Annotated in this window: 9 protein-coding genes; 7 read left to right on the top strand and 2 right to left on the bottom strand. The window is 55.0% G+C overall.

The features are described 5' to 3' along the window. Positions 1–8: 8 nt before the first annotated feature. Positions 9–455, bottom strand: coding sequence for a YccF domain-containing protein (locus GUC22_RS17280; RefSeq protein WP_004871560.1), 447 nt, complete (start codon positions 453–455; stop codon positions 9–11). A gap of 122 nt (positions 456–577) precedes the next feature. Between GUC22_RS17280 and helD the strand changes: the two genes are divergently transcribed. Continuing rightward, positions 578–2,632, top strand: a complete 2,055-nt coding sequence (helD, locus tag GUC22_RS17275) for a DNA helicase IV (RefSeq protein WP_024360053.1) — start codon at positions 578–580, stop codon at positions 2,630–2,632. Positions 2,633–2,660: 28 nt separating this feature from the next. Here the strand turns inward: helD and mgsA are convergent, their stop codons facing one another. Next, complete coding sequence (gene mgsA / locus GUC22_RS17270; protein ID WP_024360052.1) at positions 2,661–3,119, bottom strand: methylglyoxal synthase; 459 nt, start codon at positions 3,117–3,119, stop codon at positions 2,661–2,663. Positions 3,120–3,273: 154 nt separating this feature from the next. On the opposite strand from mgsA, the gene GUC22_RS17265 reads away from it, so the two are divergent. The 6 genes from GUC22_RS17265 (at position 3,274) to GUC22_RS17240 (ending at position 20,913) form a co-directional block, all read left to right on the top strand. Continuing rightward, a complete protein-coding gene (locus GUC22_RS17265) occupies positions 3,274–3,687 on the top strand; it encodes a CoA-binding protein (RefSeq protein ID WP_004871554.1) in 414 nt (137 codons plus the stop codon). Between the two features lie 602 nt (positions 3,688–4,289). Further along, entirely contained in the window at positions 4,290–12,581 is an 8,292-nt protein-coding gene (locus GUC22_RS17260; protein ID WP_160183665.1) for a BapA/Bap/LapF family large adhesin, read from the top strand. A gap of 170 nt (positions 12,582–12,751) precedes the next feature. Beyond that, entirely contained in the window at positions 12,752–14,188 is a 1,437-nt protein-coding gene (locus GUC22_RS17255; protein WP_154944399.1) for a TolC family outer membrane protein, read from the top strand. Continuing rightward, a complete protein-coding gene (locus GUC22_RS17250) occupies positions 14,185–16,332 on the top strand; it encodes a type I secretion system permease/ATPase (protein ID WP_160183664.1) in 2,148 nt (715 codons plus the stop codon). The genes GUC22_RS17255 and GUC22_RS17250 overlap by 4 nt, the downstream gene beginning before the upstream one ends. Beyond that, the gene (locus GUC22_RS17245; RefSeq protein WP_004131043.1) at positions 16,329–17,534 is read left to right on the top strand and encodes an HlyD family efflux transporter periplasmic adaptor subunit; all 1,206 of its coding nucleotides are present in this window, start codon (positions 16,329–16,331) and stop codon (positions 17,532–17,534) included. The genes GUC22_RS17250 and GUC22_RS17245 overlap by 4 nt, the downstream gene beginning before the upstream one ends. Before the next feature lie 235 nt (positions 17,535–17,769). Continuing rightward, positions 17,770–20,913 (top strand): glycosyltransferase, encoded by a 3,144-nt coding sequence (locus GUC22_RS17240; RefSeq protein WP_114499446.1) that lies wholly within the window; start codon positions 17,770–17,772, stop codon positions 20,911–20,913. Positions 20,914–20,954 lie beyond the last annotated feature (41 nt).

The following is a 20,954-nucleotide window of genomic DNA, read 5'->3' as shown; positions in this document are numbered from 1 at the left end:
CCATTCAGTTACTGAAAGCGGCGGCGCGCATTGGCTTCACGCGCAGCACGAGCGGTCTCGACGGAGACGACTCGACGGCCTACTGGCCATAAAGCAATAGCGGCGATTTTGAAATTGGCGATGCCAACCGGAATGCCGATGATGGTCAGGCATTGTGCGATACCACAAAAGATGTGCATCAGGCACAGCCACCAGCCAAAGAAAATAAACCATAAAATATTCAATAGTGTCCCGCCCGCGTTTAGCAGGCTATTCTTTCCCTGAGGATCGAGTTCATCAACATGAACGGCTTCATTACCATAGGGTAGAAGAGAGAGTTTTGTTATCTCCCAGCAGGAGCGGGTGAGAGGTAGCGTAAAGATCAGCACGATGCTGACCAACGTCGCCAGAAGCCAGCCGAGCGTGGTGGCGAATCCGCCAAGGATAAAGTTTAAAATATTCAGAACGGTACGCATAAACCCTCTGTTTAATTCCGTGGATAATAAGGCCCGGCCATTGTAGCGTTTTTTACGCTGGAGCACCCGGTCGCTGGCGGTTAAACTTAAAAACATCCAACCTGATTGAAATTCGACATTATATGGAACTTAGAGCGACAACATTGGGCAAGCGCATGGCTCAGCATCCTTATGATAGGGTGCAACTTCTTAATGCCGGAGTAAAGGTTTCCGGCGACAGTCATGAATATCTTATACCTTTCAATCAGTTATTATCAATTCATTGCAAGCGTGGTCTGGTATGGGGGGAACTGGAATTTATCCTGCCGGGCGAGAAAGTTGTGCGTTTGCATGGCACCGAATGGAATGAAACCCAGCGTTTTTACCATCATTTGAACACGCTCTGGCAGCAGTGGAGCGAGGAAATGAGCGATATCGCCGCTGATGTCCTTCGCCAGCAGCTGGCTGACGTGGCGCGTTCCAGCGCAGAGGGGAAGTGGTTGACGCGTCAGCAGGTGACCGATATCCAGCGTAAAATACGCCATGCGCTTGGCGGATTACCTGTGCCAACAGCCCGTCTTGACGCTTTCGATAACTGCCGCGAGTTATGGCGGCAATGTCAGAGTTGGTTGAGTAATACCGAAAAAGCCAGGCTCGAGCATAATCAAACGTTTACTGAATCAATGCTGGAACAATACCGCGGCTTTTTTGCCGCGGTAGAATCATCGCCACTGAATCCGGCTCAGGCGCGCGCAGTGGTGAACGGCGAGCGTTCGTTGTTAGTGCTGGCAGGTGCCGGAAGCGGTAAAACTTCCGTATTAGTGGCGCGCGCTGGCTGGCTATTGACTCGTGGCGAAGCGGCGGCCGAGCAAATTCTGCTCCTGGCATTTGGTCGACAAGCCGCGCAGGAGATGGATGAGCGCATCCGCGAGCGCCTGGGTACTGAAGAGATCTCTGCGCGCACTTTTCATTCCCTGGCTCTGTATATTATTCAGCAGGGCAGTAAAAAAGCTCCGACGATCAGCAAGCTGGAGAACGACAGCGCCGCGCGGCAAAAACTCTTAGTTCAGAACTGGCAGCAGCAGTGCCAGGAGAAAAAAGCGCAGGCGAAAGGCTGGCGACTGTGGCTGGAAGAAGAAATGGACTGGCAGATCCCAGAAGGGGATTTTTGGCAGGATAAAACGCTGCAGCGTCGTATCGCCAGTCGCCTTGATCGCTGGGTTAGCCTGATGCGTATGCATGGCGGCTCGCAGGCGGAAATGATTGCCGGAGCGCCTGAAGAGGTACGTGATCTTTTTGGCAAGCGCGTCAAGCTGATGGCCCCTTTGCTAAAAGCGTGGAAAACGGCGTTAAAAGATGAAAATGCCGTCGATTTTTCCGGCCTGATTCATCAGGCGATTAATGTTCTGGATAAGGGGCGCTTTGTCAGCCCGTGGAAGCATATTCTGGTGGATGAGTTTCAGGATATCTCACCGCAGCGGGCATCCCTACTCGCCGCGTTACGTCGGCAAAACACACAGACTACGCTGTTTGCCGTTGGCGATGACTGGCAGGCTATCTACCGTTTTAGCGGTGCTCAGCTCTCTTTAACAACGGCCTTTAATCACTATTTTGGCGAAGGAGATTGCTGCGCGCTGGATACGACGTACCGATTTAATAGTCGGATAGGAGAGGTCGCCAACGGGTTTATCCAACAAAATCCGCATCAGTTAACGAAACCGCTAAACAGCCTGGTCGCAGGGGACAAAAAAGCGGTGACGTTACTAGCGCAGGACAAACTCGACGATCTGCTTGATAAAATGAGCGGTTATGTCAAACGAGAACAGCGGATTTTGTTGTTAGCTCGCTACCATCATTTGAAGCCGGCGGCGCTGGAGAAAGCCGCCACGCGCTGGCCGCATCTGCATCTCGATTTTATGACTATTCATGCCAGCAAAGGGCAACAGGCAGATTACGTCATTATTCTTGGCCTTCAGGAGGGGGATGACGCGTTTCCCGCACCGGCGCGCGAGTCGATTATGGAGCAGGCGCTATTACCACAGCCGGAGGATTTTCCCGATGCCGAAGAGAGGCGTTTACTGTATGTCGCCATCACCCGCGCACGTCTGCGCGTATGGTTATTGTTTAATAAAGAACAACCTTCGCCGTTTGTTGAAATGTTAGAGGCGCTGGGTGTCCCGGTAGCAAGAAAACCATAATGACTGGCGGCATGGCCGCCAGCAGGTTTTATTTCAGACGCTCTGCAAGGTAGCGTTGATAATCAGGGATCAGGATATCAACAGGGTCGTTGAAGTGCGGGGACTGGATAATAAAGTCGGCGGTCGAAACGTTGGTGGCGACGGGAATATTCCATACCGTTGCCAAACGTAATAACGCTTTCACATCCGGATCGTGCGGCACGGCATTCAGCGGATCCCAGAAAAAAATCAATACATCGATTTTACCTTCTGAAATCAGCGCTCCTACCTGCTGGTCGCCGCCCATGGGACCACTCAGCATCGCCTGCACCTCCAGCCCGGTTGCGCGTGACACCAGATTTCCGGTCGTTCCTGTTGCCGATAACGTGTGTTGCGCCAGCAGTTGCTGGTGGCGCTCGACCCATTTCATCAGCATATCTTTACAGTGATCGTGAGCGACCAGTGCAATATGCTTGCGCGCTGGCAATGTACGTGTTGTTAGTTCCATCATTTCATTCCACATTTTGGCCTGTAGACAGATTACTGGAAGTGATTGTTGCTGCAAGCGTCAGGATGAAAAAATTTGACGCATCTGTAGGTCAGGACTCATGCTGATTCATCCGGATTAGCATACACTTGGGCTAAATAGCAGGAGGATGATGATGAAAGAGAATGATATCGCAGGTATTCTGACCTCGACGCGGACTATCGCCCTGGTGGGAGCAAGCGACAAACCTGACCGCCCCAGCTACCGGGTGATGAAGTACCTTCTGGATCAGGGATATCACGTTATTCCCGTTTCCCCTAAGGTGGCAGGTACTACTCTTCTGGGGCAAAAGGGATATGCCACGCTTGCTGACGTGCCGGAAAAAGTAGATATGGTCGATGTTTTCCGTAACTCGGAAGCGGCCTGGGGCGTTGCCCAGGAGGCGGTGGCTATCGGTGCGAAAACGCTGTGGCTACAGCTGGGGGTAATCAACGAACAGGCGGCTGTCCTCGCCCGGGATGCTGGACTTAACGTGGTGATGGATCGCTGTCCGGCGATTGAGATCCCTCGATTGGGACTAGCCCGATAAACCTAAAACCCCGCCTGACGGGGTTTTTTATTATCAATATTAATTAAGTTATTTAGGGGCAGAATTTTAATTAAAACTACATCGAAACGTTTCTTTATTTAAAAATAAATCACATTATCTCTGTGGGTTTAACGGACACCTTCCTGACTTTATCTCCCTTATTACGAAAAATCTTCTCCGACAGATAATTTATTTTTTATAAATAAACCATAGAAAATACATGGGGAATCCTTGTAAAATATTTTAAAGTTTAAAAAAATAATTGTTTTTTCTCATGTCATTTATATGACTAATATCACAGATATTTTTCGGGTAGCGCTTGAAAGCAGGTTTGGTGATATAGGAAATGTATTATCCATAATTTTATCTTCATTGTAATAACCGTGAGTAACGATTTTAATTATAGCCTTAATTAACATTTTAAAATGTAAGCTTATTATTTTAACTGGTTGTAATTTAATGTTTTTTATTTATTTCAGAATGTAAATCATCTGTTTTCCTTTAACCTTGCGGGACGCCGGGAACTGGTATATCTAATAAGGTGCATAATTAAGAATTATCTCATACCTCTGACTGCGTCTTCATCTCAAGGGTGCAACCTGATGAAAAATATAAATGTGACAGTGAAAGAAACAGGTGTTGAATACACCGTTGATGGCAATCAAATTAATCTCAATACGCAGTCAGTGGTTCTCCTGCACGTTAAACGTGAGGATATAAGTTCGTATACCCGCCAAGGTAATGATCTTGTTCTAAAACTCCATAACGGTGACACCGTTACAATTAAAAACTTTTTCGTTGTGGATGAGCATGGGCAGCACAGTGATTTGGTTCTTATGGATGATGAGACCGGCGCATTATGGTGGTTGGAAGGCGCGGGTACCGATGGAGCACACTATTCGCTGATTAGCGATCTTTCAGAAGTCATCGCGACCGGTGGCGCAGGACAAAGTATTGCTGGTTGGGTCATGGCGGGCGCGGCTTTGCTGGGCATTGCGGCGATGTTCGCCGGCACCTCAAACAAAGACCACCACTCTTCGGTCTCTGAAAGCGACTCAGATGCTGATAGTGACTCGGACTCCGATAGTGATACGGATTCGGACAGCGATTCGGACTCCGACAGCGACTCCGATTCGGATAGTGATTCGGATTCTGACAGCGACTCCGATTCAGATTCAGATTCAGATTCAGATAGTGACTCTGATAGCGATGGCGACTCCGATGCCGATAGCGATTCGGATTCTGACAGCGACTCAGATACCGAGTTACCTACCGCGGCAGAGAATATTACGGTGAATGACAATGTCGGTCCCATCACCGGCGTTCTGCATTCTGGAGATGTAACCGACGATACGACCCCAGAGATTAAAGGAACGGCAGAAGCAGGGGCAACAATAACGATTTACGACGGCGATACCGTACTAGGTACTGTCGTGGTGGATGAGAATGGCAACTGGAGCTTCACTTTACCGGAGCTGAGCGAGGGGACCCACAACCTCAGCGCGACGGTGACCGACAAAGCCGGGAACGTCAGCGAGCGTTCACCGGCGTTTGAGCTGACGATAGATACCACTGCGCCCGCTGCCAGCGCTCCACAGGTAACCGATGACGTAGCTGAGCACACTGGTCCGCTGCAGAGCGGAGATCTGACCAACGACACCACGCCGACCCTGAGCGGCACAGCGGAAGCGGGCGCTACGGTCACGATCTATGACGGCGACACCGTGCTGGGCACCGTGATTGCGGGTGTTGACGGGCGCTGGAGCTTTACTCCGGAAGCGCTGGCCGAAGGTAGCCACAGCCTGAGCACCACGGTGACCGACAAAGCCGGGAACGTCAGCGAGCGTTCACCGGCGTTTGAACTGACGGTGGACACTACGGTGGTGCCGGTCAGCGATCTGCAGGTGACTGATAATGCAGGTGAAGAAACAGGCATTCTCAACAACGGCAGCGTAACGGATGATGATACGCCGACCCTGAGCGGCACGGCGGAAGCGGGTGCCACGGTCACAATTTATGACGGTGATACCGTCCTGGGCACTGCGATAGCGGGCGAGGATGGCCGCTGGAGCTTTACCCCGGGAGCGCTGGCCGAAGGTAGCCACAGCCTGAGCACGACGGTGACCGACAAGGCCGGGAACGTCAGCGAGCGTTCCCCGATATTTGAATTGACTGTCGATCTCAGCGATGACTCGGATTCCGACAGCGATTCGGATTCCGACAGTGATTCGGATTCGGACAGCGATTCGGATTCTGACAGCGACTCGGATTCTGACAGCGATTCTGACTCGGATAGCGACTCCGACTCTGACAGCGATTCAGACTCTGACAGCGATTCGGATAGCGACAGCGACTCCGATTCCGATTCCGATAGTGACTCGGATAGCGACAGCGATTCAGACTCGGACAGTGATTCGGATTCTGACAGCGACTCGGATAGCGACAGCGACTCCGATTCTGACTCCGACAGCGATTCGGATTCTGACAGCGACTCGGATTCCGACAGCGATTCTGACTCGGACAGTGACTCGGATTCCGACAGCGATTCTGACTCGGACAGTGACTCGGATTCTGACAGCGATTCCGACAGCGACTCCGATTCCGATAGTGACTCGGATAGCGACAGCGATTCAGACTCGGACAGTGATTCGGATTCTGACAGCGACTCGGACTCCGACAGTGACTCGGATTCGGACAGCGATTCGGACTCGGACAGTGATTCGGATGCTGACAGCGACTCCGACAGTGACTCCGACTCCGACAGTGACTCCGATTCCGACAGTGACTCGGATTCGGACAGTGATTCGGATGCTGACAGCGACTCCGACTCCGACAGTGACTCGGATTCGGATAGCGATTCAGATTCTGACAGCGATTCGGATTCGGACAGCGATTCGGACAGCGATTCTGACTCCGACAGTGATTCGGATTCGGACAGTGACTCGGATTCGGACAGCGATTCGGATTCGGACAGCGACTCTGACTCCGACAGCGATTCAGACTCTGACAGCGACTCCGATTCGGACAGTGATTCTGACTCCGACAGCGATTCAGACTCTGACAGCGACTCTGACTCCGACAGCGATTCTGACTCGGACAGTGATTCGGATTCTGACAGCGACTCGGACTCTGACAGCGACTCGGACTCTGACAGCGATTCGGATGCTGACAGTGACTCCGATTCGGACAGCGACTCGGATTCGGACAGTGACTCGGATTCGGACAGCGATTCTGACTCTGACAGCGACTCCGACTCCGACAGTGACTCGGATTCGGACAGCGATTCGGATTCCGACAGTGACTCCGATTCCGACAGTGACTCGGATTCTGACAGCGACTCGGATAGCGACAGCGACTCCGATTCCGACAGCGACTCGGATTCGGACAGTGACTCGGATTCGGACAGCGATTCAGACTCTGACAGCGACTCCGATTCGGACAGTGATTCTGACTCCGACAGCGATTCTGACTCCGACAGCGATTCTGACTCCGACAGCGACTCTGACTCTGACAGCGACTCTGACTCCGACAGCGATTCCGATAGCGACAGCGACTCCGATTCCGATAGTGACTCGGATAGCGACAGCGATTCGGATTCAGACAGCGATTCAGACTCTGACAGTGATTCGGATTCGGACAGTGATTCGGATGCTGACAGCGACTCCGATTCCGATAGTGACTCGGATAGCGACAGCGATTCAGACTCGGACAGTGATTCGGATTCTGACAGCGACTCGGATTCGGACAGCGACTCGGATTCCGACAGCGATTCAGACTCGGACAGTGACTCGGATTCTGACAGCGACTCGGATTCCGACAGTGACTCGGATTCCGACAGTGACTCCGATTCTGACAGCGATTCTGACTCTGACAGCGACTCGGATTCGGACAGCGACTCGGATTCGGACAGCGACTCGGATTCGGACAGCGACTCGGACTCTGACAGCGACTCGGACTCTGACAGCGATTCGGATTCCGACAGCGACTCTGACTCCGACAGCGATTCGGATTCCGACAGCGACTCGGACTCCGACAGTGACTCGGATTCCGACAGCGATTCTGACTCTGACAGCGACTCGGATTCTGACAGCGACTCGGATTCTGACAGCGACTCGGATAGCGACAGCGATGCCGACTCTGACAGCGACTCGGATATTCCGCAGGCCAACGCGGATACCAATACTGCGCTGATCTCTGAGAACCATGACAATCTCGATGGTGTAAACGGTACGATTACCCAGTTGACTGGCGTGAACTTGCTTGGCGTAGTTGATGTTTCGCTGCTTAGCGGCAACAACTTTGACTTTACCGTCGCGAGTGGAACGACTCAGGATGTGGTGCTGGATATTTCCGGCGGGACAACGCTGAGTTCGGCGGCACTGATCAATACGCTGCTGCTTCTGCTGGGCGGTACCGATACCTTCCAGGCCGATCTCGCGGTGGTGAATACGGCGACCGGCGAAGTGGTTGCGTTGGCGTCGAATGCGGTGACTATCACGGCGGGAGGCGTCAGCCTGGATTACAGCGGTGGCGCCAGCTTCAGCGATCTGCCGGAAGGTAACTATACGGTGGTGATCTCGTCGCCGACGAATACCGGACTGCTGCCGACGCTGGTGAACTTCCTGGCAAATATCAGCGTGGTGACCGCGGTGGATGTTGCGGTAACCGATTCCGTAGGATACGAGTCCGCGATTATCAGCGGTAACGTCCTGCAGACGGATGCTGGCGGGGATGTTGGTGATATCGGTACGGATATTACCGTGACTAGCATCATTGCGACTTCGGTGCCGGGGGCAACGGCGGAAACGGTTAGTTCAGGTGGAACGATTGTCGAGGGCGCCTACGGTACGCTGGTGATCTATGCCGATGGTTCTTACACCTATCACGCGACCGGGGACGCTGATTCTGTCGGCCAAACGGAGGTCTTTACCTACACCATTACGGATGCGGATGGTGATACGGCTACCACGACGCTGACTATCAATATTGGTCTGGCTGATGATACGGATAGCGATGCGGATTCGGACAGCGATTCTGACTCTGACAGCGATTCCGATTCTGACAGTGATTCCGACTCTGACAGCGATTCGGATTCGGACAGCGACTCGGATAGCGACAGCGATTCCGACTCTGACAGCGATTCGGATTCCGATAGCGATTCCGACTCCGACAGCGACTCGGATTCTGACAGCGATTCCGATTCCGACAGCGACTCGGATTCGGACAGTGACTCGGATTCCGACAGCGATTCGGACTCTGACAGCGACTCGGATTCTGACAGCGATTCGGATTCTGACAGCGATTCGGATTCTGACAGCGATTCGGATTCTGACAGCGATTCGGATTCCGACAGCGATTCGGACTCAGACAGCGACTCGGATTCCGACAGTGATTCGGATTCCGATAGCGATTCGGATTCCGATAGCGATTCGGATTCGGACAGTGATTCGGATGCTGACAGTGACTCTGATTCCGACAGCGACTCCGATTCGGACAGCGATTCTGACTCTGACAGCGACTCGGATTCAGATAGCGATTCTGACTCGGACAGCGACTCGGATTCTGACAGTGACTCGGACTCCGACAGTGATTCGGATTCTGACAGCGACTCGGACTCTGACAGCGATTCTGACTCTGACAGTGATTCGGATTCCGATAGCGATTCCGACTCTGACAGTGACTCGGATTCTGACAGCGATTCGGATTCCGACAGTGACTCTGACTCCGACAGTGACTCGGATTCCGACAGTGACTCCGATTCTGACAGCGACTCTGACTCCGACAGCGACTCGGATAGCGACAGCGATTCTGATTCTGATAGTGACTCGGATTCCGACAGTGACTCCGATTCCGACAGCGATTCCGATTCGGATAGTGACTCGGACTCCGACAGCGATTCCGATTCTGACAGCGATTCGGATTCAGACAGCGACTCCGATAGCGATATCGAGGCTGTACCGGATAGCAACAGCCCGGATGTGGTGACTCAGGACGGAAACCTGAATAATGTCAGCGGCACCAGCGGTCAACTGGTTGGCCTGACGCTACTCAGCACCGTCGATGTCTCGCTGCTGTCGGGCAATAATCTGCGCTTTAGCGTGGGTTCCGGAACCGTTGAGGATATGACGGTGTCGGTGAACGGCAACTCGCTGCTCACGGCGAGCGGATTGCTGACCACCATCGTCAACCTGCTGGGGGCTGGCAACACCCTGAGCGCCGATCTGTCGGTGGTGAATACGGTCACCGGCGAAGTCGTGGCGATTGCGGAAAACAGCGTCTCTATCTCGGCGAGCCTGCTTGGCGGGCTCACCTATAGCGGCACGGCGTCCTTTGCCAATCTGCCGGCGGGCGACTACACCATGATTATCTCTGCACCGGAAAGTAACGGCGCCCTGGTATCGCTGATCAACGCGCTGGCGGAGGCTCAGGTAGCAAGCTTCGTCAACGTGGACGTGACGGACTCCGTTGGGTATAGCGTCGGCGCCATTGAAGGAAACGTGCTGGACAACACCGCCAGCGGCGATATGCAGGACAGCGGCCAGGGCATCACGGTCACCAGCGCGGTATCGGACTCCGTTGACGGATCGACCGCAGTGACCGTGACCAGCGCTGGCGTCAACGTCACGGGGGCCTATGGCGTACTGACCATTCACTCTGACGGCAGCTATAGCTACCAGTTGACCAAAGGCGGAGCCGCTGTCGGTCAATCGGATGTCTTTAGCTACACCATTACCGATGCAGCGGGGAATACATCGACCACTTCTCTGACGATCAATATTGGAGGAAATATCGAACCGGCGCAGGCCAATCCGGATGCGCAGGAGACGGACCTGACCGCGACGTTCGATAATCTTAATGGCGAAAGCGGTACCGTCGGACAACTGGTCGGCGTCTCGTTACTCGGTAACGTCAATGTAGGTTTGCTTAACGGCAATAGTTTTGACTTTGACGTCGCCGCCGGCGCGAACGAAAAAGTGCTGCTCACTGTCTCGGGGAGCACTGGCCTGAGCCTGGGCGCGGCCTTGAGCACGTTGCTGAGCCTGCTGGGCGGGGCATCGTCCTTTACGGCGGATCTCTCAATCGTCGATAAGGCGACCGGCGAAGTGGTGCAGGTTCTGACCAACGCCGTCAATATTAATGTTGACGGACTGGGTCTCAGCCTGGGCTACAGCGGCGGCGGCTGGTCCTCAATGTTACCTTCAGGATCGTACACGGCGGTGGTCTCTTCACCGAATACCGGCGGCCTGTTGGGCGCGTTGCTGGACCTGAACCTGGGCACCTTTATCAACGTGTCGGTCACCGACTCTGAGGGCTATCACACCGACAGCCTGACGGGGAACGTCCTGCAAAGCGATGGCGACGGCGACGTGGCGGACTCCGGGGTAAATATTAAGGTGACCAGCGTCACCGCCACCTCGGTTACCGACGCCGATCCGGTGGCGGTCACCAGCAGCGGAACGACGATAGCCGGTGCCTGGGGATCGCTGACCATTCACAGCGACGGTAGCTATACCTATCAGCCTTATGGCGGAGTGAATAGCGTCGGCCAATCGGAGGTCTTTACCTACACCATAACCGACAGTCTGGGTCACACGGCGAGCACGACGCTGACGTTCGATATCGACAGCCCGGCTTCGCTGGCGGTGAATGACGTGGTTGCGCTGAACGTGGCAACGGCGCTGGCAACGGTGAATGTTCCGGCGATTGACACCTCTGGGCTGAACACCAGCGGTAAGTCGAGCGGGAGCGGAGTATCAGCGAGTAAGTTGATTAACTTTAGCGTGGGGGCCGATCGCGAAATGGATACCCTCTCGGTGAATGTGAACTACACCGCGAGTGGCTCAGTGGTCAATACCGTCAGGATTGACAGCACGGTCAGCATTTATCACGTACTCAGCGATGGTAGTAAGGTCCTGGTATGGCAAGGGACGCCGACAGAAAGCTTGACCACGATTATCGGCGCCACAGCTAGCGCTACGGATACGCTAACGCTAACGGGTGTGGCATTGAGCGAAGGAAATTACGAGATGGTCCTGGCTTCTAAAGCTACTGCCACTCTGGATAATTTCGTCACCACACCACCGAACTATACGGTAGGCGCAACGATCGCCGGTACGACGATCGATACCGCAACGCATTATACGGTGGCAGGAACCAACGTCAGCGGGAATATCCAGAACGGAAACAACTCGGGCGGTACGGAAGATTTCCATGGCGTGCTGTATGCCTCATACACCGTCGCCGGACATACTTCCTCTGGCAGTGCCGAATCCTGGACCTTCCACAGCAACGGCAGTATCACCACCAGCGACGGTAGTAGCGTAAGCGCAACCAGCGTCACAATTTACGGTGACTATGGCAACCTGACGATGGCGAATAATGGTTCTTATACCTACAGTCTGAATGCAGGTCTGGATGTGTCGACAATCACCCATAAGGAGGTCTTTGCCTACACGGTGAACGACAGCAATGGCGGCTCTTCCGCGGCGACGCTGACCATCGATCTGCATCCGCAGATTACCGGCAGCGTGAACGGCGACGATATTCACAGCACCGCTTATGACGATACCTTCACCCTGGGTATCGGGGCCGACACGGTGGTTTACAACCTGCTGGCTGATGACAATAGCGGCGGCAACGGCGGCGATACCTGGAAGGATTTCTCGGTTGCGCAAGGGGATCATATCGATGTGTCGGCGCTGCTGGTTGACTGGGATGGTAACAGCAGCAGCCTGGGCAACTATGTGACCCTGAGCTACGTTGGCAATAACACGGTGGTATCCATCGACCGCGACGGCGGGGCCGGAGACCATCAATCAACAACCTTAATTACGCTGGAAGGGGTGCATATCAATTCGCTCAACGAGCTGATTGATACGAATAACTCCAACTAACAGGCGTTATAACGCTGACGGCGCAGGGACGCGCCGTCGAGGTTATTTAATAGGGGAGGAATGAATCGGTCAGTGAACCGGGAGATAGCCGACTATCATTTAATAAAAATAATGATGCGGAAATGATTATATCCGTTTTTTCAGTGCGTGTTTTCTGAAGGGTAAATTTGATGCGTCTATTTAAACAAAAAAGGAATGTCATAACCTGCGGCTATACAGCCCTCTTTATTTCTTTGAATCCGGCGTTTTCTGCTCATGCGGAAAATTCATATTTGATGCCGAATGATATTAGCAGCCAGCGCTTAACCGATAGCCAACAGGTGGCGGGGTATAACGAAGAGATTATTAATAGCCAAAGCCGAATATCCGGCCCGCTGGATATTAAAAAAGCGGTAAAAAATGCGGTGAACTGGCATCCATCTATAACCCAGGAGGTGAGTAAACTCCAGGAGATGGCGCAGAAAGTCGACGTGGCGAAAGCCAAATATTACCCGCAAGTTAGTGCGGGTATGAATAATGGTTATAGTAATACCTATTCTGATGCCGGATATACGCCATCGTTGGTCGTCTCGGTATCGCAAATGCTTTACGACTTCGGCAAAGTGTCCAGCTCGGTCAGAGCCGCAGACTCCGGCGTTGCCCAACAGCAGGCCACCGTCATGCTGAGCATCGATCAGGTCGCTCATGACACCGCGGCGGCGGTAGTCCAGGTTCAGGGCTATCAAAAGCTGGTGGACATCGCCAAAGCGCAGGTCGAGTCGCTCAAACAGATTGGCGATCTTATTCGCCAGCGCAACGATGCGGGGGCGTCGTCTTTATCGGACGTCGTGCAGACCGACACCCGCGTGGAAGGCGCGCAATCCACGCTCCTGCAATATCAGGCGGCCCTTGAGCGCTGGAAAGCCACGCTCGCGACCTACATTGGCATCGGCGGAATCGCCACGGTAACGGATGACGTCCCGCAGGGGATGGATGCCGCCTGCGCGGTAGCCAAAATCGATTACCGCTCAGTGCCTGCGGTATTAGCAGCGCTGGCCCAGGCCGGCCAGGCGCAGGCGCAGCTGGATAACGCCAACGCGCAAATGCTGCCGACGATTTCCCTTGAGCCGGAAGTTACCCACTACCTCAATGATAACTACGCCAACAGCGCGGTGCTCAATAAAACGCAATATTCCGCTTGGGTGAAAGTGCAGATGCCTATCTATCAGGGCGGGGCGATGACCGCCTCCCGCGACGCCGCCCAGCAAAGCCTGGCGGCGGCGAATGCGGCGATCAAAACCGCGCAACTGGACGCCAGCCAGAAGCTCAACGCCTCGCGCGATGAAGCGGTTAATCTGACTCAGTCGCTGGGTATTCAGAAGCGCCAGCAGGAGTTGGGCGAACAAACCCGGGCGCTGTATCAGGATCAGTACCTTCAGCTCGGTTCGCGCCCGCTGCTGGATCTGCTCAACGTCGATCAGGAAATTTACCAGGCCAGATTTAGCCAGGTCCTGACGGAATCGCAACTGCGCTCTCTTGAGCTGGACTGCCTGTTCAGCACCGGCAAGATGCGCACGGTGTTCGCGCTGGAAAAACAAAATATCCAGGGCGTGGAGATCCGCCCATGACCCCACAAGATGAACGCGCCGGGATACCGCATCTGATCGACTGGTCCAATGCGATAGCCTTTATTGCCAACCACTATCGACAAAGCTTTTCGCCCGGAACGCTGCATGCCGCCGCCGAGTGGGCGACGCAGAAAACCCTGCCGGAGGCGCTTCGGCACCTGGCGCGCCACGCCGGGCTAAACTGCCAGATTTTATCCGCCGCCGATCAGAAAATGTCGGCCTGGCGGCTACCGCTAGTCATCCAGCTGCGCGACGGCCAAATCGCCGTGGTTGAAAGCGTTGACGTCAATAACGCCGTTGGGGTGCGGTTTGTGAAGGAGCTCGCGCTGCTCAGCTACTGCCCGCTGGAAACCCTGCTGCCGGAAATTGAAAAGACCATTGCTTTTCGCCCGGCGGCGCCGGAAAGGGATATTCGCACCGAGAGCTATCTGGCCCGCTTTCAGCCGGACTGGCTACGCAAAATTGTACTGAAAGATATTCGCCCCTATATGCACGTGATGCTGGCGTCTTTCGCCATCAACGTTCTCGCGCTGAGCGGAATTCTGTTTTCGATGCAGGTTTACGATCGGGTGATCCCGGCGCAGTCTTATCCCACGCTTTATGTTCTGTTCAGCGGCGTATTGCTGGCGGCGGTCTTTGCTTTTGTGCTGAAAATTATGCGCGGGCACGTCACGGATCTGCTCGGCAAACGCGGGGATATTCGCGTTTCTGACCGGGTCTTCGGCCACGCGCTGCGCCTGAAAAACAGCGCGGTGCCGCGCTCGACGGGGAGCTTTATTTCGCAAATCCGCGAGCTGGAGCAGGTGCGAGAAATGATGACCTCGACGATGATGACCATCGTGGCGGATTTACCGTTCTTTCTCCTGTTTCAGGTGGTGCTGTTTATTGTCTCGCCGTGGCTAAGCTGGATTGCGCCGGTGGCGACGGTCCTGATGATCCTCCCCGGCCTGCTATTGCAGCGCAAGCTGGCGGCGCTGGCCAATAAAAACCAGCACGAAAATACCTTACGTAACGCCATCCTGGTGGAAAGCATCCAGGGATTGCAGGACATCAAAATGATGCAGGCGGAAAGCCGTTTCTTGCATCAGTGGAATAGCTATATCGCGATTACCGCCGAGTCGGGGGTCAAAACGCGCAGGCTCACCCACGGCCTGGTCAGCTGGGGAATGTCGGTGCAAAACCTGCTGTACGCCACGGTGGTAGTGGTCGGCGCGCCGCTGGTGATTAATGGCGACATCACCACCGGGGCGATGGTGGCGGCATCGATGCTATCGACCCGCATGGTGGCGCCGATGACCGCGCTGTGCGGGGTACTTGCCCGCTGGCAGCAGGTGAAAACGGCGAAGGCCAGCCTCGATACGCTGATGGCGCTGCCGGTCGAAGGGGGGCAGGACGAACCCCGGGTTCACCGCGCCGTGCTGCACGGCAACTACGAGTTCCGCCAGGCGGAATTCCGCTACGGCCTTAACGACGCCGCCATCCCGCTGCGGATTAATCAACTGTCGATAAAAGCCGGGGAGAGAATCGCTGTTCTTGGACGAATCGGCGCCGGTAAATCGACCTTGCTGCAGGCGATGATGGGCAACATCGAGCTGGTCTCCGGCGAGCTGCGGCTGGATGATTTAAGCCTGCCGCAGATCGACCTCGCCGATATTCGCCGCAACGCCACCTTGCTGACCCAGGAGGCGCGGCTGTTCCACGGCACCCTGCGCGAGAACCTGATCCTCGGGCGTCCGTCGGCGACGGATGATGAAATCTTCTCGGTGCTTACCCTGTGCGGCGCGCTGGAGTTCGTGCGCAAACTGACTCTTGGTCTTGAACACGTCGTTATGGAAGGCGGGTTGGGGCTGTCAGGCGGCCAGCGGCAGTCGCTGCTGCTGGCCAGAACGCTGCTGCGCGATCCGAACATTATCCTGCTCGATGAGCCGACCTCGTTTTTCGACGAGCGAACGGAAAAAGCTTTTGTGGAACAGCTGGCGCAGTGGGCCGGTGAAAGAACGATGATTATCGCCACGCACAAAGCGGCGGTGCTCAATATCGTTGACCGGATCCTGGTTATCCAGGACGGGCAGCTGGCGCTGGATAAACCCAAAGCGACGGTCTTTGAACAAGAGAAAGCCCGCGGTCAGGTGGTGAATATATGAGTAAATTTCCCTTACTGGCCGACAACGACCCGGTGGCGCTGCTTCCGGAGAGCGAACAAGACGAAGCGCAGATCGTAAAATCGCGGCGGCTGATTCTCCTGCTGGCCGTGATGCTGCTGGTGGGCGGCGTCTGGGCATGGTTCGCGGTGCTGGACGAAGTCTCAACGGGCACCGGGAAAGTGATCCCCAGCTCCCGGGAGCAGGTAATACAAACCCTCGACGGCGGTATTTTAACCGAGCTGAACGTGCGGGAAGGTAGCAAGGTACAAGCCGGACAGGTCGTGGCCCGCCTCGACCCCACCCGCAGCGAATCTAACGTCGGCGAAAGCCAGGCGAAATATCGCGCCTCGCTGGCGGCGAGCATTCGTTTAACTGCCGAGGTCAACAATCAGCCGCTGGCGTTTCCCGACTCCCTGAAAGCCTGGCCCGCGCTGCTGGCGGAAGAGACTCGCCTCTACCATAGCCGCAAGGAGCAGTTGAGCAAATCGACGCGCCAGCTGGACGAGTCGCTAAAACTGGTCAATAGCGAACTGGCCATCACCGAAAGGCTGGCGAAAACCGGGGCGGCGAGCAACGTTGAAGTGCTGCGTCTTCGCCAGCAGGTCGCGGATATCAGTTTTAAAAAGATCGATCTTAATACCCGCTATTTTGTTGACGCGCGTGAACAGCTGTCAAAAGCCAATGCCGACGTGGCCAGCCTGGCGGAAGTGATTAAAGGCCGCGCCGATTCGGTCACGCGCTTAACCGTTCGCTCGCCGGTGCAGGGGATCGTAAAAAATATCAAGGTCAACACCATTGGTGGGGTTATTGCGCCCAACGGTGAGCTGATGGAAATTGTTCCGGTAGATGGCCGGTTATTAATCGAAGCGCGGATTTCACCGCGCGATATCGCTTTTATTCATCCTGACCAGCAGGCGCTGGTGAAAATTACCGCCTATGATTATGCCATCTATGGCGCGCTTAACGGCGTGGTGGAAACCATATCGCCGGATACAACCCAGGACGAAGCTAAACCCGATATTTACTACTACCGGGTGTTTATTCGAACTGACTACGATTACCTGGAAAATAAAAGCGGCAAGCGCTTTTTAATCGGCCCGGGAATGATTGCCACCGTTGATATTAAGACCGGGGAAAAAACGGTCATGGATTATCTGGTCAAACCGTTTAATCGGGCAAAAGAAGCATTAAGAGAACGTTAATTCGATGGCTGACCTGTGCCGGGCTGATATATCGGCGCAGCGTCTTCCCCGGCTTGCGCTGCGCTGACCGGGCTACGTATTCACAGCCGTCTGCGGGCCGGTAGCCCGGACAAGGCGCGTTAAGCGCCGCCTCCGGGGAGTGTGCCGGGCAAAGACATAAGCGCAATTTCCAAAACGGGTTGAAATAATAATTTTTAAACATGCAACGCATTCTTGATTATACGGAGAGGGAAAGATGGCGCTAAGTGACTTACTGCAACAAGCCTGCTTTCAGGCGAAAAAATTAAAATCCACCGAATTGCCCTCTGACTATCCGGCATGGGTCATCTTCTTCAGCGTCAGCGATGGTAAGTCACGCGCGCATACTCATATCTCCAGCGGAACCAGCTTTGACCTCGCATGGCTGGCGGGGGCCAGAGCGCTGCAGGAGTGGCGTAAAAAACAGGACAGCGAACCGCAGTGGCTGCGGATTGACATCGTGGACAGCGTGGAAAAGCTCAGCTGGCAATCCCTCAACGAAAAATTCATGGTCACCAAGCGTAACTATTTTCGCTTTGGCCTCGCGTTTGATCCGCAGTTTAGCTGCGCGATGCTTGAGCAAGAAATTACCGGTAACGCGCTGCTCTATGACGGGGATAACGGCGTCGTGGCGCCGAATAGCGTCAATCTGGAAAACTACGCCCAGCGGCGGTTTAAGCAGACGCTGAGCTGGCCGCAAGATCCGCAGCAGCCGCTCTGGCGCTTTAAAACTCAGGGCGTCTTCTGCGATCGTTTTGGGGCAAAAGTGATTGAACACACCGGACGGGGTTCCGGCTATCGCGTCATCGGGGAAGAGTGGCAGGACGAGTGCCTGGCCGAGGTGATTAAAAAAGGCACCGATTATCTGGCCCGCCAGGTAAAACAAGACGGCCTCTACCATTACGGCTGGTTTCCCTGTTTCGATCGCCCGGTCCGCTCCTATAACGCGCTGCGCCATGCCAGCTCGACCTATTCGCTGATCGAGGGCTGGGAGGCGACGCGTCAGCCGTCGGTTCGTCAGGCGATAGACCGGGCGATTGCGTACCTGGTTAACACGCTGATTGAAGTGCGGACGCTGGACGATGGCCGCGAGGCGGCGTTTCTCTGCGATGTGGGCGATGAGATCAAGCTCGGCGGCAACGCCGTCAGCATCCTGGCGCTGGTGAAATACACCGAAACGACCGGAGACCGGCAATATCTACCGCTGATGGCGCAGCTGGCGACCGGCATTGCTTTTATGCAGGATCCGCTCAGCGGCCAGTTTGTTCATGTATTAAATAGCCGCGATCTGTCGCTGAAAGCCAAATTCCGCATCATTTATTACGATGGCGAAGCGGCTTTTGCCCTGATGCGCCTGTACGGCCTGACCAACGCGCCGCAGTGGCTGGAGATGGTGGAGAAAGCCTTCGCCTATTTCATTAAAAATAAACACTGGCAGCATCACGACCACTGGCTGAGCTACTGCGTGAATGAATTGACCCGCTTCCGTCCGCAAGAGAAGTACTTTCGCTTTGGCCTGAATAACGTGCGCGATCATCTTGATTTCGTGCTGCATCGCGTCACCACCTATCCCACGCTGTTGGAATTAATGATGGCGGCGTCTGAAATGGTGACCCGGCTGGACGCCTCGCCCGAGCATCGTCATCTGCTGGCGGATTTTGACCAGCAGAAGTTCTGGCAGGCGCTGGAGGCCCGCGCCCGCTATCTGCTGAACGGCTTTTTCTGGCCCGAGCTGGCGATGTTCTTTAAAAATCCCGCGCGGATCGTTAACAGCTTCTTTATCCGCCACCACAGCTACCGCGTGCGTATCGATGATGTTGAGCACTATCTTTCCGGCTTTATCGCCTACCAGAAATACCATTTAGCGGCAAAAAAGCCGCCGCTCCAGCAGGACGACGCGCAGCCGGCGAATAGCGCGACCCCCGTGTTTTTGCTGGAGACGCTGCGTGACGTCGGCAACGGTATTGAGGTGGCGGCCATGCGCCGGGCGAAACTGTTCACCGAACATCTGCGCACTGTACCCTGGCTGATTACCGCGACGTGGAATCCCGAACTCTCCACGGCGGTTAAGGCGCTGAAAGCTCGCGGCGCGCTGCCCGAAGAGGTGCCGGTTTATAACCTTTATGCCTGGCTAAGCGATTGTCTTGAGCTGAATGCGATCTCTGCGCTGGCGCCGCTGGTGGGCAATATTGAGCTCAGACATGCCGTGAATCCCACCGCGGATCTACCGGTGGGTAAACACAACTTCCTGCTGCGTCCGCAGGGGAGAATCATCGAAGACTATATTGATCGCGCCGGCAATATTCTGCTGCGCAAAAGCTTTGACGAAAAAAAGGGCAACGTGCAGCTAAGCCATCTTGAAATCGCTCTGCCGGGAGGGGACGTTAAACGCTTTGCTCAGGAAGAGGCGTTTTATGCGTGGATGCTGGAAACCCGGTTGGCGGAAAAAGGGCGCTGGCACTTTATCGTCGATAAAAATAAAACGTGGAAAAGCTTCGTTTGCTCACGGCCCGCCCAGCGTATGGCCTGCACGCTGAGCGCGATTATCCACTCCCATCATCAGTTGTCTAACGGGGCGCTGAAAAGCTCATACCGGCATATCCTGGAACAGCCGGAACTCGTAGACCAGCTGATTGTCCTGACTGATGAGCAGTGGCAGGACCTGCAGCAGGAGGGATTTCCGGCCGCCCGGATGGCGGTGATCCCCAACCATCTCGATAACGGCGCTATACCGGCGAACCCGCAGAAGACGCCTTCGCAAACGGTCATTTACCTGGCGCGCTACTCGGAAGAGAAGCAGCACGCTTTACTGCTGAGCGCGTTTCGTCAGGTGGTGAAGGCGATCCCCGACGCGCAGCTGCACACTTACGGGGTAGGGCCGCTGCGGCGCAGCTTAAGCGCGCAGGTGGCGGAGTGGGGGCTGGAGCAGGCTATCCATATCAACGGCTTCACCTCCGACATCGCGCAGGCGCATAAAACGGCCTGCTGCACGGTGCTTTGTTCGACTCAGGAGGGGCAGTCCATTTCCGCCGTCGAGGCGATGGCATACGGTACGCCGCTGATTAGCTTTGCCATTAAATATGGCCCGCGCGACATCCTGCAGGACCGGCAGGCGGGGATTCTGGTGCCCTGCGGCGATGAGGGCGCGCTGGCGGCGGCGATGATCAAGGTTATCTCCGACAAGACGCTACAGCAAAGTATGCAGCAGGCTGCGCTGCGCAACGCGCAACGCTACTACGCCAGCGCGATCGCCGGACGATGGGCGGCATGGCGGCAGGCAAGCGAACGTCAGCTGGATACCGGGACGGAGCTGGAGAGCAGGCCGGAAAAAAAGCGTCATCAGGCGGCTAACGTTGGATAACCGTCAGCGCCTTTTCCCTTTGCCTGGCCCCCTGGAGCGGC

The sequence above is a fragment of the Klebsiella sp. MPUS7 genome (assembly GCF_009905335.1).
GTDB classification, from domain to species: Bacteria; Pseudomonadota; Gammaproteobacteria; order Enterobacterales; family Enterobacteriaceae; genus Klebsiella; species Klebsiella grimontii.
The sequence above is the reverse complement of the archived record's forward strand: the minus strand, read 5'-3'. Positions and strand labels throughout refer to the sequence as shown.

Excerpts from the sequence above, each read along its gene's own strand:
- GUC22_RS17280 (WP_004871560.1), bottom strand. The coding sequence starts at position 455 with ATGCGTACCGTTCTGAATATTTTAAACTTTATCCTTGGCGGATTCGCC.
- helD (WP_024360053.1), top strand. The coding sequence starts at position 578 with ATGGAACTTAGAGCGACAACATTGGGCAAGCGCATGGCTCAGCATCCT.
- mgsA (WP_024360052.1), bottom strand. The coding sequence starts at position 3,119 with ATGGAACTAACAACACGTACATTGCCAGCGCGCAAGCATATTGCACTG.
- GUC22_RS17265 (WP_004871554.1), top strand. The coding sequence starts at position 3,274 with ATGAAAGAGAATGATATCGCAGGTATTCTGACCTCGACGCGGACTATC.
- GUC22_RS17260 (WP_160183665.1), top strand. The coding sequence starts at position 4,290 with ATGAAAAATATAAATGTGACAGTGAAAGAAACAGGTGTTGAATACACC.
- GUC22_RS17255 (WP_154944399.1), top strand. The coding sequence starts at position 12,752 with ATGCGTCTATTTAAACAAAAAAGGAATGTCATAACCTGCGGCTATACA.
- GUC22_RS17250 (WP_160183664.1), top strand. The coding sequence starts at position 14,185 with ATGACCCCACAAGATGAACGCGCCGGGATACCGCATCTGATCGACTGG.
- GUC22_RS17245 (WP_004131043.1), top strand. The coding sequence starts at position 16,329 with ATGAGTAAATTTCCCTTACTGGCCGACAACGACCCGGTGGCGCTGCTT.
- GUC22_RS17240 (WP_114499446.1), top strand. The coding sequence starts at position 17,770 with ATGGCGCTAAGTGACTTACTGCAACAAGCCTGCTTTCAGGCGAAAAAA.